General features: G+C 43.3%; 11 protein-coding genes. 8 read left to right on the top strand and 3 right to left on the bottom strand.

The annotated features are described in order from the left end of the window. Nucleotides 1-6 precede the first annotated feature (6 nt). From HY960_00790 to HY960_00755, 8 genes are all read left to right on the top strand, one after another. Nucleotides 7-2262, top strand: coding sequence for a glycosyltransferase (locus tag HY960_00790; GenBank protein MBI5214269.1), 2256 nt, complete (start codon nucleotides 7-9; stop codon nucleotides 2260-2262). Further along, on the top strand, nucleotides 2259-2816 hold the full coding sequence (locus HY960_00785; protein MBI5214268.1) for a nucleoside deaminase: 558 nt from the start codon (nucleotides 2259-2261) through the stop codon (nucleotides 2814-2816). The genes HY960_00790 and HY960_00785 overlap by 4 nt, the downstream gene beginning before the upstream one ends. A gap of 5 nt (nucleotides 2817-2821) precedes the next feature. Continuing rightward, complete coding sequence (locus HY960_00780) at nucleotides 2822-3853, top strand: radical SAM protein (GenBank protein ID MBI5214267.1); 1032 nt, start codon at nucleotides 2822-2824, stop codon at nucleotides 3851-3853. Nucleotides 3854-3976: 123 nt separating this feature from the next. Then, complete coding sequence (locus HY960_00775) at nucleotides 3977-5410, top strand: B12-binding domain-containing radical SAM protein (GenBank protein MBI5214266.1); 1434 nt, start codon at nucleotides 3977-3979, stop codon at nucleotides 5408-5410. Between the two features lie 51 nt (nucleotides 5411-5461). Next, nucleotides 5462-5881 carry a cytidine deaminase gene (cdd, locus tag HY960_00770; GenBank protein MBI5214265.1) on the top strand — a complete coding sequence of 140 codons (420 nt, stop codon included), beginning with the start codon at nucleotides 5462-5464 and terminating at the stop codon, nucleotides 5879-5881. A 2-nt stretch (nucleotides 5882-5883) separates the two neighbouring features. After that, entirely contained in the window at nucleotides 5884-6459 is a 576-nt protein-coding gene (locus tag HY960_00765) for a thymidine kinase (protein ID MBI5214264.1), read from the top strand. A gap of 33 nt (nucleotides 6460-6492) precedes the next feature. Further along, nucleotides 6493-7842: a NupC/NupG family nucleoside CNT transporter gene (locus tag HY960_00760; GenBank protein ID MBI5214263.1), complete on the top strand. Its 1350-nt coding sequence runs from the start codon at nucleotides 6493-6495 to the stop codon at nucleotides 7840-7842. Then, the gene (locus tag HY960_00755; GenBank protein ID MBI5214262.1) at nucleotides 7835-8638 is read left to right on the top strand and encodes a purine-nucleoside phosphorylase; all 804 of its coding nucleotides are present in this window, start codon (nucleotides 7835-7837) and stop codon (nucleotides 8636-8638) included. The genes HY960_00760 and HY960_00755 overlap by 8 nt, the downstream gene beginning before the upstream one ends. A gap of 190 nt (nucleotides 8639-8828) precedes the next feature. Here HY960_00755 and HY960_00750 read toward each other — a convergent pair whose 3' ends face one another. From HY960_00750 to HY960_00740, 3 genes are all read right to left on the bottom strand, one after another. Next, nucleotides 8829-8990 (bottom strand): hypothetical protein, encoded by a 162-nt coding sequence (locus HY960_00750; protein MBI5214261.1) that lies wholly within the window; start codon nucleotides 8988-8990, stop codon nucleotides 8829-8831. Next, nucleotides 8980-9441, bottom strand: coding sequence for a PIN domain-containing protein (locus tag HY960_00745; GenBank protein MBI5214260.1), 462 nt, complete (start codon nucleotides 9439-9441; stop codon nucleotides 8980-8982). The genes HY960_00750 and HY960_00745 overlap by 11 nt, the downstream gene beginning before the upstream one ends. 832 nt (nucleotides 9442-10273) lie before the next feature. Further along, nucleotides 10274-14571: T9SS type A sorting domain-containing protein (locus HY960_00740; protein MBI5214259.1), on the bottom strand; the 4298-nt coding region annotated here is incomplete at its 5' end.

Below are 14571 nucleotides of genomic sequence, written 5' to 3'. Positions count from 1 at the left end.
TTCCTCATGAATATTGTATTCTTATCATACTTCTATGATAAGGATGTAGAGAATGAAACGAGTTTACTCACTCGCTACAACTCAACTACTGAATGGTGCAAAGCCGTTCTCAAAGCCGGAGCAAACAGCGTTTCGGTCGTTCAACGTTTCCATAAAAATTCTCATCTCATTCACGAGGGAATTCATTATTATTTTGTTTCTGATGGCTTAGGAAACCTTACTACTCCTCTCGATTCATTTCAAAATATACACGATGTTGTTGTTCAACTAAAGCCCGATGTAGTTCACCATAACGGCTGGGCTTATCCGCTAATTCATCTCAGACCGAGATTGTCGAAAGAAACTGCAATCGTTTGGCAACATCACGGCGGAGGAATGCCGCAATGGTATTCTCGTCCGTTCTATCAAACCGGATTCGATGTCGTTGACTCCTTCCTCTTCACTTCTCTTGAAATTTCCCACTCATGGAAAAAGAAGAAAATCATTAGCAAGCATAAAGAAGTTCATGAAGTGATTGAAAGTTCATCATCGTTCCACCCACAAGGAAAACAACTATCACGAACTCAGTTAGGGTTGAGAGGTGAAGAAATATTTCTTTGGGTTGGGAGATTGGATGCAAACAAAGATCCGCTCACGGTCATCAAAGGATTTCATAAGGCATTACTTCATCTCCGTGATGCCCATTTGTATATGATTTTTCATGAGGGAAATTTGTTGAATGAAGTTCGACAGATTATTGCAGCACTCGGACTGACTGAACGAATTCATCTACTTGGTAAACAGCCGCATGAACTTCTTGAACAATATTACAGCGCGGCTGATTATTTTCTCCTTGGAAGCCATCATGAAGGAAGCGGCTTTGCATTGTTGGAATCACTCGCTTGTGGAGTCGTTCCAATTGTAACTGATATTCCCTCGTTCAGAAAAATCACCAACAACGGAGAAATCGGGAAGTTATGGAGTGTTGGAGTTGTTGAATCCTGTGCTCAGGCAATTGTAGAAGCGTCAAAGAAAAAACGAACAAGAGAAGATGTTCTCGACTTTTTCGATAGAGTATTAAGTTATCTCGCGCTTGGCAAACAGGCGTTGAATGCATATCAAGCCACGTATGAAAAACGAAATTCAGTGAAAAAGAAAGTTGCAGTCTTTGTCCCCGGCGGAATTGATTCTCCTCAATCCGGGTTGCAAGTCCCCGCTTTGGTTCAACTCCTCAGCGGCTTGTCAGAGCATTACGACATGACAATCTTTTCCTTGATTAGAGTTTCTGAAAACAACATCAGCAAATGCGGAAACGCTGACATTGTTTTTCTCAATGCTCAACCGAGTGATTCTTTCATCAAGAAATTATATTTGTTAATCAAAGCTTTCATCAAACAACACGAGCAGTTTGATTTGATTCATGGACTGTGGGGAACTCCGACCGGACTTGTGGCTGTCATCATCGGAAAATTATTCGGAGTTCCAAGCATCGTAAGTTTCCTGGGTGGAGAAACTGCAAATCTACTTGAGATTTCTTATGGGAACATGCGCTCTCTTTTTTTGCGTTCAGTGATGCTTTGGTTGACAAAGAATGCTGACGCTCTTGTCCTTCTAACGAACTATCAACATCAGCAAATAAATCAACTCAGAATGGATCCAAAAGAAGTACACATCATTCCGCTTGGTGTTGATACAGAACAGTTCGCCGTTCATGAAAAACGAGAGCTTGTACCTCCATTTCATTTTCTCCACGTTGGTACACTCAACAAAGTAAAAGACCATGAAACATTGTTGCGAGCGTTCAAACTTATTTCAGGGAAAGTAGATTGTGAACTTAAATTAGTAGGCGCTGATTACCTGAACGGTGCAGTTCAACAAATGATTCATCAATTAAGATTGGATGAGAAAGTTACATACTTCGGTGTTGTAGAATATGAAAAAATGATTGACTATTACCGATGGGCTGATGTCCTCCTCCATACTTCTCGCCATGAAGCGCAAGGGATGATTATCGTTGAAGCCGCCGCGTGCAACGTCGTCGTATGTGGAACTAACGTCGGCTTGCTTTCTGACTTTTCACCTGAAAAAGCTGTAGCTGTGAATGTAGGTGATTATCAATCGTTGGCAAATGAAGTACTCAAACTTCTTAATGACAAAGGACGAATCGAGAAACTAAGAAACTCCGCTCACGATTGGGCAACCGAACATGATATACGCTGGAGTGTCAACCAAGTGAAAGCGTTGTACGACAAATTCTTGTATATTGAACACGAACAGAAATGAAAAATTCTTTTCGCTCATACGTTATCATAACGCTTATCGTTCTTTCAGTGTTGTTTGGATTTCAAGTTGCAACATACAAATCCGCTTCACTCTTTCGTGATGATGTTATCTTATCCGATTCATTGCTGAACGAACTGAGAGCGCTTGCAACCACTGCTCTTCAACACAAAGATGCGCCAATTGCCGCGCTTATTCTTTACAAAGGTAAGATTATCGGCCGAGGTTACAACACAGTTCTTCGTGACATAAATGTCGGCGGTCATGCAGAAATCAATGCTCTTTCAGATGCACTACATACATTTTCAAGAACAGAGTTCGCTTTACTTGAGAAAGATTCTTTGTTCCTTATTTCCACGTACGAACCATGTTTGATGTGTCAAGGAGCCATCTTAGAGTACAACATCAAGCACGTTCAATTCTTAAAAGAAAAATCCATTCTTCATTGGTTGAAAGAAGATTATCGCTCGTATCGCTATCAATGGAGACGAGTTCAGGTTTCACCGAATGAACTACAAGACTCTCTTTTCCGATTACATCCCGATTACAAAGAATAACATTGTTGAACTACAAAGCATATCTCAACACACTCGGTAACCGTTGTTGGACATTACCGATTGTCATTCTGTATGTAACCGAAGGATGCAATCTCAAATGTCAAATGTGTTCATACCGTAAACCGTTACCAAATGAACTTTCACTTGATGAAATTCGAAAACTCGCCGACGAGTTATTCGGTTTTGGGTTGAGGCACATTGCTTTCTCAGGCGGTGAACCGTTATTGCGGAAGGACTTTCCAGAAATCTGTCAGCTATTTTCGCGGGAGAAAGTAAAGCAAACACTTCTCACCAACGGATTGCTGTTATCAAAACGGTATATAGAAATCCAATCGTATTTCCATGAGATAATTGTCTCACTCGATGGTGCAACCTCTGAAGTTCAAACTTCAATACGAGGTGTTGATTCATTTGAGACGATTCTTCAAGGAGTAGAGAAGGTTGTTTCTGCAAGTAAGCGTCCACTAATTTCATTTCGTATTGTCATACAAAAATCAAACTTCCGGCAAATGCCGATGATGATTGAACTTGCCCGGTCGTTGAAGATAGATAGGATTTCCTTTCTTGCCGTTGATGTTCGTTCGGTTGCGTATGGCAGATTGGAAACAGGACAGACAGTTTCAGAAAGTTCAGTGAATTTGAATCACGAAGAATGTATTGAATTTGCAGAAATAGTCAAGCAACTTTCTGTTGATTATCGAAATGAATTTCAAAACGGATTTATCAGTGAATCATCTGAGAAACTCAATCATATTGCACAATATTTTCGCGCGTTGCTTGGCGAAGCGGATTTCCCTAGAAATCATTGTAACGCTCCGAACGTTTCGGCTGTTATTACTTCAACAGGTGATATCCTCCCCTGTTACTTCCTTCCGAAGTTTGGTAATATTAGAGAAGAAATAATCCGTTCGATAGTGAACTCTGAATCCATTTGCCAAACAAGAAAGAAGGTTAAAGAGTATTCACTCAAACAATGTCAGCAGTGTGTTTGCACCCTGCAAGTTCCCGCTATGAATGCGTTCATGGATAGATTTTAATAACACTTCGTGCCTCTGTGGTTGAATCTTAACCGCAAAGACGCAGACTACGCAAAGAAGAATTCAAGTTGGTTTTTCATTTCAATTTTTGCATACTCAGAACATCAACATATAAATTCATCCATGAAGAAAACAATTGTTCTTTATAATCCCCAAGCACCGTACTACACAATGCCATTGCAGTTCCTTGCATTGGCATCGGTAATTGACCGGGAGAAGTACGATGTAAAAATCGTTGATGCACGAATTGAAAAGAGTACGCGACACGCGCATGAAAAAGTAAAAGAACTTTTGAACGATGCGTTCTGTCTCGGAATTTCTGTCATCACCGGAACACCAATAAAAGATGCAGTAGAGGTTTCCAAACTTGCAAAATCAGTTTCACCGAACATTCCAATCGTTTGGGGCGGATGGCATCCTTCTATTTTGCCGGAACAATGTATGCGAGATGGTTACGCCGACTATTGCATTTTCGGTCAGGGTGAAATAACATTTCTTGAACTGCTTGAAGCGATTGAATCCAACTCCGGGTTTGAAAAGATTCTCGGATTAGCGTATCTCAACAAGGGTGAATTCATGGAAAACGCCGAGCGGAAATTTATTGACATAAACAACTTTCCGACGTACGATTATAGTCTTATTCCAACCGAAACATATTTCAAACTAAAAAGAATCAGGCAGATTGATTTTTACTCATCGCAAGGCTGCCCGTATCGCTGCGCGTTTTGTGCTGACCCGTTTGTCTATAATCGTCGCTGGTCAGGTCTCAAAGGCTCGCGCATGTTGAATGATGTGTTTGATATTGTTCAAAAATATTCTGTTGATGATGTCTTGTTTCAGGATGAAAACTTCTTTGCCAATCGAAATCGTGTCTTGGAGTTTAGTCAGGGAATCAATCAAAAGAACATGCACTTTACTTGGGCTGTAACTTCGCGAGCAGACCAATTGGCTCCGCTCGAAGATGATTTCCTTCGTGAAGTTGCGCAAGCAGGACTGCGTCGTGTTACCATCGGAACAGAATCCGGCTCTCAGGAAATGCTTGATTTTATGAAGAAAGATACGCTTGCAGAAGAAGCAGTCATCTCTGCAGAAAAGCTTAGCCGCCACAATATCGGTGCGACGTTTAATTTCATTGTCGGTTTTCCTGAGGAAGAATTCCGTTACACACTGAAGACCCTCGAAACCATCAAATCAATTAAGAAAGTAAATCAAAATTTTGAGTTTGGTATTTTCTTCTTCACGCCTTATCCCGGCACCGAATTATTCAATTACATTGTGAAGAAAGGATTTCACGTTCCGCAGACGCTTGCCGAGTGGAGTGATATTGATTTCATTCTTTATTCCGGTTACTGGGTGAGTAAGTCTGAGCAAGATTATGTCGAACGGTTTAAGTTTTATACAAAACTCGCGACCGAGCAACGATATTCAAAGGGATTCATCCGACCATTTCAGAAACTTGCAGGCTTACGAATCAAAAATGATTCATACGGTTTTCCAATCGAACAACGGATGATTAACTTTGTGCGTCATAGAATTCTTCATCATGAAAACTGGTGAAAACGCCTTTAGGCTTTTCATTCTCCCTTCATTTTCCTATATTGGCGAGCCATGAAAAAGCAACGGTTATCATCCACATATAAAAAACTTATAGACGCATCAGCGAAAGCGAAGAAGAATTCTTATTCTCCTTACTCCCGCTTTCGCGTTGGCGCGGCGTTGTTGACATCAACCGGAGAAATCATTCTTGGTTGTAATGTCGAAAACAGTTCGTACGGATTGACAAACTGCGCAGAACGAACTGTGCTTTTCAAAGCAATCTCTGATGGGAAACGAAAATTCAAAGCGATTGCTCTTTCAACAGACGCAGATGAATTTATCCCTCCGTGTGGCGCATGTCGTCAGGTGATTATGGAACTCGCCGGCGACATTGATATTATCATGACAAATAAAAAAGGCAATGTTCAAACAAAGAAAACATCTGAACTTCTGCCGATGGCATTCAAACCTGAAATGTTACAGAAAGATTGACAATGGAAATTGGAACTCCACACAGCACACCAAGCGGCACCGGCTGGATTGAGGTCGTTACCGGTTGTATGTACAGCGGCAAAACAGAAGAATTAATTCGCCGACTTCGCAGGGCGCAAATTGCTAAGCAAAACGTTATCATCTTCAAACCGAAAATTGACAAACGGTACAGCAAAAGTAATATCGTCTCTCATAACACGCAATCACTCCCTTCAATCGTCGTTACAAAACCGTCTGAGATTTTTGAAAAGGCACTCTTCTCGCAAGTGATTGGCATAGATGAAGCACAATTCTTTTCACTTGATTTAGTTGATGTTTGTGAGAAACTTGCGGCGATGGGTAAACGGGTCATCGTTGCCGGACTTGACCAGGATTATCGCGGTAAGCCATTCGAACCAATTCCCCATTTACTCGCAGTTGCTGAGTACATTACAAAGACGCTCGCCATCTGTGTTGTCTGCGGAAATCCTGCCGACCGAACACAGCGTATCACGAAACAACAAAAGCGTGTCCTCGTCGGCGCAAAAGGTGTGTATGAAGCCCGTTGCCGGAAATGCTTCGAGCCCCCGAAAGAATAACAATCTCCAAACCTCTAACCTCCAACCTTTCTCATGAATCCCGAATCAGTAATCAGAGGCATCATAGGTATTGCTGTCATCCTCGGCATCGCGTTTCTTTTTTCTAACAATAAGAAAAAAGTCAATTGGCGACTTGTCGGAATGGGATTGGCGATTCAACTTGTGTTTGCAATTTTCATTATTCTTCATGAGCCACTGAAGAATTTCTTCTTCCCCCTCGGACTTCCCAAAATAGTAATTGATTGGCTTGGTGGAGCGATTGTCAGCCTTCTTAACTTCACCATCGAAGGGGCGAAGTTTGTCTTTGGAAATCTGGCAATCAATTCCGGTCCAGGTAGCCTTGGATTTTTCTTTGCGTTTCAGGTCCTTCCGACAATCATCTTTGTCTCTTCTTTAACGTCAGTCCTTTATTATCTAGGAATCCTCCAACGAGTTGTTCAGGGAATGGCGTGGGTAATGGCTCGGTTGATGGGAACAAGCGGCGCAGAATCGCTTTCGAATACTGCAAACATTTTTGTCGGACAAACCGAAGCGCCATTGCTTATTAAACCATATATCGGTACGATGACAAAATCCGAACTCCTGACGATTATGGTGGGCGGTATGGCGACGATTGCAGGAGGTGTGATGGCGGCATACATTCAGATGCTCGGTCAATCCTTCGCGGATGCCCAACATCTTGATTTGCAAACGGCTCAATTAAAATTTGCAGTTCAACTTCTTGCCGCAAGCGTAATGGCGGCTCCTGCTTCATTAGCTATTTCGAAGATTCTTTATCCTGAAACTGAAGAATCAATGACAAAAGGAACAGTCAAACTGAAAGTTGAGAAACAAGCATCAAATGTTATCGAAGCGGCGGCAGGCGGCGCGTCGGATGGACTTCAACTTTCACTCAATGTTGGTGGAATGTTGATAGCGTTCATCGCTTTCATCACGCTCATTAATTACCTGCTCGAACAATTCGGCGCGGTAACAGGATTGAACACGTATCTCATGGCAGTATATCATAAGCCGCTCACGTTGCAATTCATGTTAGGATATATTTTACAGTTTTTGACCTTTGCTGTCGGTGTGCCTTGGCAGGATGCGCTCAACGTTGGAAGTTTAATCGGCACGAAAGTGGCGCTGAATGAATTTGTCGCCTATCTCGACCTCGCTGCCTTAGTCAAGGAAGGGGCATTAACCGAGAAAGGCGTATTGATGGCAACGTTCGCATTATGTGGATTTGCAAATTTTTCTTCCATTGCAATTCAAATCGGCGGTATCAGTCCATTGGCGCCTGAGCGAAGAAAAGATATTGCCGCGCTCGGTTTGAAAGCAGTTCTCGGCGGTTCTCTTGCGACATTACTGACAGCAACAATTGCGGGAATACTTCTTGGATAAGAATCAACTCAAAGAATCAGGTTCGTTTATTCGTTCACGAACAAAAGCGAAACCCAAAGTCGCAATCGTTCTTGGTTCCGGCTTAGGTGATTTTGCCGATTCGTTATCAAACAAAATCGCAATTGATACTTCTTCAATCCCCCACTACCCTGTTTCCACCGTCGAAGGACATAAAGGCAAGTTAGTATTTGGCAGAATCGGGAAAACAGAACTTCTTGCGTTTCAAGGCAGAGTTCATTTCTATGAGACGGGAACACTCAACACAATCCTCTTCCCCATTCAGGTTGCACGTGCGCTTGGAGTGAAAACGCTCATCGTCACCAATGCGGCTGGAGGCGTGAACAAACAATTCAACCCTGGTGATTTGATGTTGATTACCGACCAAATCAACCTGACGTTTGAAAGTCCGTTACGAGGAAAGACTCCCTCGAAGCAAATCCGTTCTTCTTTTTTGTATGATGTTTTATTGCAGGAAATAATTTACAAGACTGCTCTTCAACATTCTCTTCCGTTGCAACGGGGAGTTTATTGCGGCGTGAAAGGTCCCTCCTACGAAACCGCCGCAGAAATTGAAATGATTCGGAGAATCGGCGCTGATGCTGTGGGAATGTCAACCGTGAACGAAGTCAGTCTCGCTCACGCGCTTGGGATGAAGATAGCCGGAATCTCCTGCATCACGAACTACGCAACCGGAATCAAAGACTTGAAACTCTCCCACGCAGAAGTGACAGAAACCGCGAACTTGGCAAAGAAGAAATTTACGCTTTTGCTGAAATCCATCATTCCATTATTTTAATGTAGCCGCAGACTTTATGTCTGCGTTTTACAAGGAGGTCACGGACCACTCCGTGACCTGAACATTCGTGTCACGGTGTGGACCGTGACACCCAAGTAACAACCATGAAGGTTGCGCCTACGGAGAAATCTAATTTTTGAGACGACCCCATCTAATTAGTTACCCAAGAAAGTAGATGGTCGGTTACGTCTCATTCCATCTGAAGTTTTTGTTCTCCCGAGAGAAATTTTCTCATCACTTCTTTTTGTTGTTCAAATGATTTCCCCTCTAATTCTTTTGCAATTTTTTCTTTTACGCTCCGAAAGAATGCGACCGTATCAAATTCTCTTGGTGGTTGGTTGTTAGTCTTCATATTTTATCATTTCCTTTGGTGAACGAATATCAATGAGAGGAAAGCCATATTTCAAATTCAGGGCATTAAAAAGTCTTATCTTATCTAAGTTCACTATATGTTTAAAATTCCAACTTACGAGAACTTCAATGCGATTCACCGTTGCAATTGCAATGTGGTACGCATCGTTCAGACTGTTCATGCCAAGTATTTTTTCTTCAAGATAATGATTCGATAACTCTTCAGATTCTTTGGTAAACTCCAGCGATACTAAACAATCTGCCGGAATTTTTCTCACGACATCTTTCACACGTTCCGGCGCGGGCATTAATTCGATTGTACTGATTTCCGAAAGGTGAACGAGAAAATCTTTCTTTCCGATTCTCTCAAAAAATCGCTTCGTATCTGCTTCAAATTCTGCATCATAATAACCTCCGATAACAGACGTATCAATGTATATTCGTTGTTTCATCTACAATGAATGTACTTCCCTCCGATGGAAAAACCAAAAGAGAAAGGAATTGAGGTTGGACGAAGAGCGTCTGATATTACATTCATACGTTGATAACCTATGAGGAGAATCGTTTACAAGGAAGTCACCGACAATTCCGTGACCTGAACGTCCGTGTCACGGTGTGGAACGTGACACCCAAGTAAAATAGCTCGGAAATTCAGCTATCTATCAAATATAGGCTATTTTAGACATATTCCACATTAACAAAGGCATCTGTTGCCAATAACAACCTCTTCTGGCGTGGCAACAACAGGGCATGTTAGCACCAACAACCCCTTCCGGCGCGGCAACAACAGTGCTTGTTAGCAGTAACAACACCCTCCGGCGCACCAACAACAAGGCTTGTTAGCACCAACGACCCCTTCCGGCGCACCAACAACAAGGCTTGTTAGCACCAACAATCCCTTCCGGCGCACCAACAACAAGGCTTGTTAGCACCAACAATCCCTTCCGGCGCACCAACAACAAGGCTTGTTAGCACCAACGACCCCTTCCGGCGCACCAACAACAAGGCTTGTTAGCATCAACAACCCCTTCCGGCATGAGGCAAAGATGGCTGTCTTGCCCAATTTTCGCTTCTGGTATACAGGCGTGCGTACTTGCCAATCCAATGCTCTGAGCTACTTTATGATCAGTCACTACCAATTAATCCTGTCCGGAGGTCACAAACCACTCTGTAACCTGAAACATTCGCATCACGGTGTTTACCGTAACATCCAAACATTGAAACAAAAAATCCCGCCTCAATTTCTCGAGACAGGATTTATGGTCAGCTACTTTAATTCACATTCTATTTGAGAAGCATCATCCGCTTCACATCGGTAAACGTCCGGCTCACTCCTTCATCATTTGTTGATTCAACTGTCAGACGATAGGCATAGACACCTGATGGTAAATTACTTCCGTCAAATTGAAATTCATATTCTCCCTCCTCGGTTTCCTGTTTATCAATCAGCGTCGCTACTTCCCTTCCCAGCATATCATACACCTTCAACGTCACCAATCCCAAATCCGCAATCCGAAATCCGAAATTTGTAACCGGGTTGAACGGGTTCGGATAATTCTGGTTCAACGCAAATTTCTCAGGAGTTTCTTCTTCAACGGTAACAACGTTCTCGCGGGATTTAATCACCGGAGGTACATTCGGGTTCACACGTAAGAACGAAACATCCGAAATCGGTCGTGTTCCTTCCAACACCAAACTATCGCCCCACGATGTTGTATCCATTGAACCGCTAAACGCATTTAATATTTTTCCAAGTGTCGTATCGTAGTTGATATATTCAGCGGGCGAACGATGTCGCCAGTACGTCAGAGCCGTATCGATCTTTCTGACAATTTCTTTTAGTTGTAGTCCGCTCAGTGGATTCGTTCCTTCATCATAAATCAATTCGCCCAACCCAGCCGGAGTAACCTGTAACGCACTCGCTTCGATACTGAATTTTAATGCAGTAACATGTGCAAACAATTTATTATTGTACCGGGATGGAGGCATGTTGCGAAGTTGTCCCATCACTTTTGGACCTTTTCCATAGACGGTAAATCCTCTTGCCGGTCCGTAGTGTTCATGCTTATCGTACATCGAACGTTGAAAGTCGGCGCTCTTTGTAAGATTGACCCAGCCATACACTTTTTTACTATCCGGTCGTGCAACGCCAACGAGAATTCCACCCATGCGGGCAAATACATCATCCCGAACATTTGCCATATTAGGCATCGGTAACAAGTTTATTTTTTCGGTCGGACGTAAAAATCCTTTTGTCCACTCGATGATTTGTCCGCCGCTCGTCCACCAATATTTTCCTGCATCCATTGCTTTCGAATTGGTATAACCGGTGACCGTTACCGTTTCGCCGGGGGCTATTGTTGTTCCCCTGAATTCCCAATCCTGCCCTCTCTGGTCGGTATCATAATATATACTGAACGGCGTGTGGACTTCAATTGAACTTACGCTACCATTAAATTCCACGCTCAACCCATCAACCGATTGGCGTGTTCTGTTGACAAAGTGAAATGTAAACTTGGTGTTGACATTTTTCTTTTTCACAGCTTTCTTCACGCCAAGTTCCTGAGGAGTAAATGTTCTCATCATCGTTCCCGAACCGGCTGTAACCGCACCGAAGGTAAATCCGGTTGTATCAATTCCGTTTGTAATGGCAACAGTGTATGTAGCAGTGACCGGAACCGTTGCTGACCAATTAGTTTGCATCTGCAAAGCAATCGTATACGTATCCGCCGCCAGATTTGAGATTGTATAATTTCCGCCAGCCGCAGTTGTAACGGTTTGATTGTTTACCGGATTCGTTCCCGTTACATTGATTGTCCAACCCGACAAGCCGTTTTCCCCGACATCCTTCACGCCGTTTGAATTTGCATCGTTATATGCGTTGCCGCTGACCGACGCTCCAAGAACACTAAATGAATTACTCGTTCCACTCTCCGAACTTCCAGTTGCGGTTGCTGTTATGGTGAATGTTCCGTTATTAGAAATTGCAACGGTGTGCGAAGTCAAAACACCCGCGACAAAGGCGCTTGTCGTACCACTTCCCGCCGACAACGTCCCGGTCGAAGATATATCAGCAGTGCCGGTGAAAGTAGGAATTGTATTTCCGAACGCATCCTTCGCCGTCAAGCGGATATTGAATGAAATATTAGTTCGTTGACTTCCGATGTTGCCTCCCCCCTGTTTTTCAACTAAGAACGTACTGAGCAATCCGGGATTGACCACAAAGGAATTACTGACACCATTCTGAGCGCCGCCTGTTCTCGTGGCAGTAACAGTATATGTACCGACACTTGAAATTGTTATCGAATGTGAAGCAAGAACTCCGGCAGTGAATGCCAATGTTGTTCCGCTCCCGGCAGTAATCGTCCCTGTTGAAGTAACGTTCACCGTTCCCGTAAACCCTGTTGCTACATTTCCAAGTGCGTCGTAGGCGGTGATGGTGATGGCAAATGGAACCCCTGCCGTCTGCGCGCCGATGTTTCCGCCGCCAAACGCTTCAACTACAAAATTGTTCACACTTCCCGCACTTACCGTGAAGGAATTACTTGTTCCAAATTCAACACCTGATGTTTTCGTTGCTGTAATTGTAAATGACCCAGTGTTTGAAATTGTAACACTGTGCGATGAAAGTACGCCGGAAGTGAATGGAGCAGTTGTACCACCACCCATACTTAATGTACCGGTTGATGAAATATCAACTGTTCCCGTGAACGCTGTAACAGTGTTGTTGAATACATCCTTCGCTGTAACTTTGATAGCAAATGTAGTTCCTGCTGTTTGCGTTGAAATACTTCCGCCTGATGATGATTGGACGAGGAAGTGGTCAAGCGTAGCCGCATTAACGACGAACGAATTACTCGTACCCGATTCTGAACTTCCCGTCTTCGTGGCAGTAATTGTAAACGTTCCTGAATTTGTGATGGTAACGCTGTGTGATGATAATACACCGGCAGTAAACGCAACCGTAGTTCCCGAACCGGATGAAAGTGTACCAGTCGAACTGATATCCACCGTTCCGGTGAATGAAGTTACCGTATTATTTCCGGCATCACGAGCAGTAATTTTTATTGCAAAAGACGTCCCTGCTGTTTGTGTTCCGATATTTCCACCTGCAGATGATTCCACAAGAAAATTATTCACCGCTCCGGCGTTAACAGTAAATGAATTACTTGTACCTGTTTCACTTCCAGCCGTATTGGTTGCTGTAATTGTGAATGTACCGGTATTTGAAATGGTAACGCTATGAGATGAAAGCACTCCAGCCGTAAATGAAGCCGTTATTCCACTTCCTGAACTCAATGTCCCGGTTGAACTGATGGTAACAGTTCCTGTAAATGATGTTGCTGTATTTCCAAATTGGTCTCTTGCAGTAATTTTGATACTGAATGGACTTCCTGCTGTTTGGCTTCCGATTGAACCGCCACTCGCAGATTCAACTAAAAAATTATTGACTGAACCAGCCGTAAACGTCACAGTCGCATCATCCGTGATTGCACTTCCATTCAGCGTTCCGGTTATCGTTGCTGTACCCGCTACTGTTGATGAAGTCAATGTCGCTGAAAAGGTTCCGTTGCTATTATCAGTTACCGAACCGAGTGAACCTGATGTAGTTGAAAGAGCAACCGTTTCGCCGCCTGTCGTTAAGTTATTTCCATTGACATCCTTCAACTGAATCGTAATTGTTGATGTGCTTGTTCCGTTTGCTGTAATGGATGTTGGTGATGCTGTTATTGTTGAGGTTGCTGTTGATGCCGCACCGACCGTAAACGTAACCGTCGCATCATCCGTTATTGCACTTCCATTCAACGTTCCCGTTATCGTTGCAGTTCCTGCTACGATTGATGAAGTCAATGTCGCTGTGTAAGTTCCGTTGTTATTATCCGTAACAGAACCGAGTGAACCTGAAGTTGTTGAAAGCGCAACCGTAGCTCCACCTGTTGTTAAATTATTTCCGTTCACATCCTTCAACTGCACGGTAATAGTTGACGTGCTTGTTCCGTTTGCTGTGATGGATGTCGGCGCGGCTGTTATCGTGGAGGTTGCTGTTGATGCCGAACCGACTGTAAATGTTACAGTCGCATCATCTGTAATCGGGTTACTGTTCAGCGTTCCCGTTATCGTTGCAGTTCCTGCTACGATTGATGAAGTCAATGTCGCTGTGTACGTTCCGTTGTTATTATCCGTCACCGAACCAAGTGAACCTGATGTTGTCGAAAGGGCAACTGTCGCTCCACCTGTTGTCAAATTATTTCCATTTACATCCTTCAACTGCACGGTAATAGTTGACGTGCTTGTTCCGTTGGCTGTAATCGAAGTTGGCGATGCAGTTATTGTTGATGTTACCGTTGAAGCAGAACCAACCGTAAACATCACCGTCGCATCATCCGTGATTGCACTTCCATTCAGTGTTCCGGTTATTGTCGCTGTTCCTGTTACTATTGATGAAGTCAATGTCGCTGAATAGGTTCCGTTGCTATTATCAGTTACCGAACCAAGTGAACCTGATGTTGTTGAAAGAGCAACCGTGGCTCCTCCGCTCGTCAAATTATTTCCATTCACATCCTTTAACTGAACTGTAATCG

Source organism: Ignavibacteriota bacterium, assembly GCA_016212665.1.
GTDB lineage: Bacteria > Bacteroidota > Ignavibacteria > UBA10030 > SZUA-254 > FW602-bin19.
Note: the sequence above shows the minus strand (reverse complement) of the source record. Positions and strands in the feature narration are given on the sequence as shown.

Bases quoted from the DNA above. Each gene is read 5' to 3' on its own strand.
- HY960_00745 (MBI5214260.1), bottom strand. From the start codon at position 9,441: ATGAAACAACGAATATACATTGATACGTCTGTTATCGGAGGTTATTAT.
- HY960_00775 (MBI5214266.1), top strand. From the start codon at position 3,977: ATGAAGAAAACAATTGTTCTTTATAATCCCCAAGCACCGTACTACACA.
- HY960_00785 (MBI5214268.1), top strand. From the start codon at position 2,259: ATGAAAAATTCTTTTCGCTCATACGTTATCATAACGCTTATCGTTCTT.
- HY960_00760 (MBI5214263.1), top strand. From the start codon at position 6,493: ATGAATCCCGAATCAGTAATCAGAGGCATCATAGGTATTGCTGTCATC.
- HY960_00750 (MBI5214261.1), bottom strand. From the start codon at position 8,990: ATGAAGACTAACAACCAACCACCAAGAGAATTTGATACGGTCGCATTC.
- HY960_00790 (MBI5214269.1), top strand. From the start codon at position 7: ATGAATATTGTATTCTTATCATACTTCTATGATAAGGATGTAGAGAAT.
- HY960_00765 (MBI5214264.1), top strand. From the start codon at position 5,884: ATGGAAATTGGAACTCCACACAGCACACCAAGCGGCACCGGCTGGATT.
- cdd (MBI5214265.1), top strand. From the start codon at position 5,462: ATGAAAAAGCAACGGTTATCATCCACATATAAAAAACTTATAGACGCA.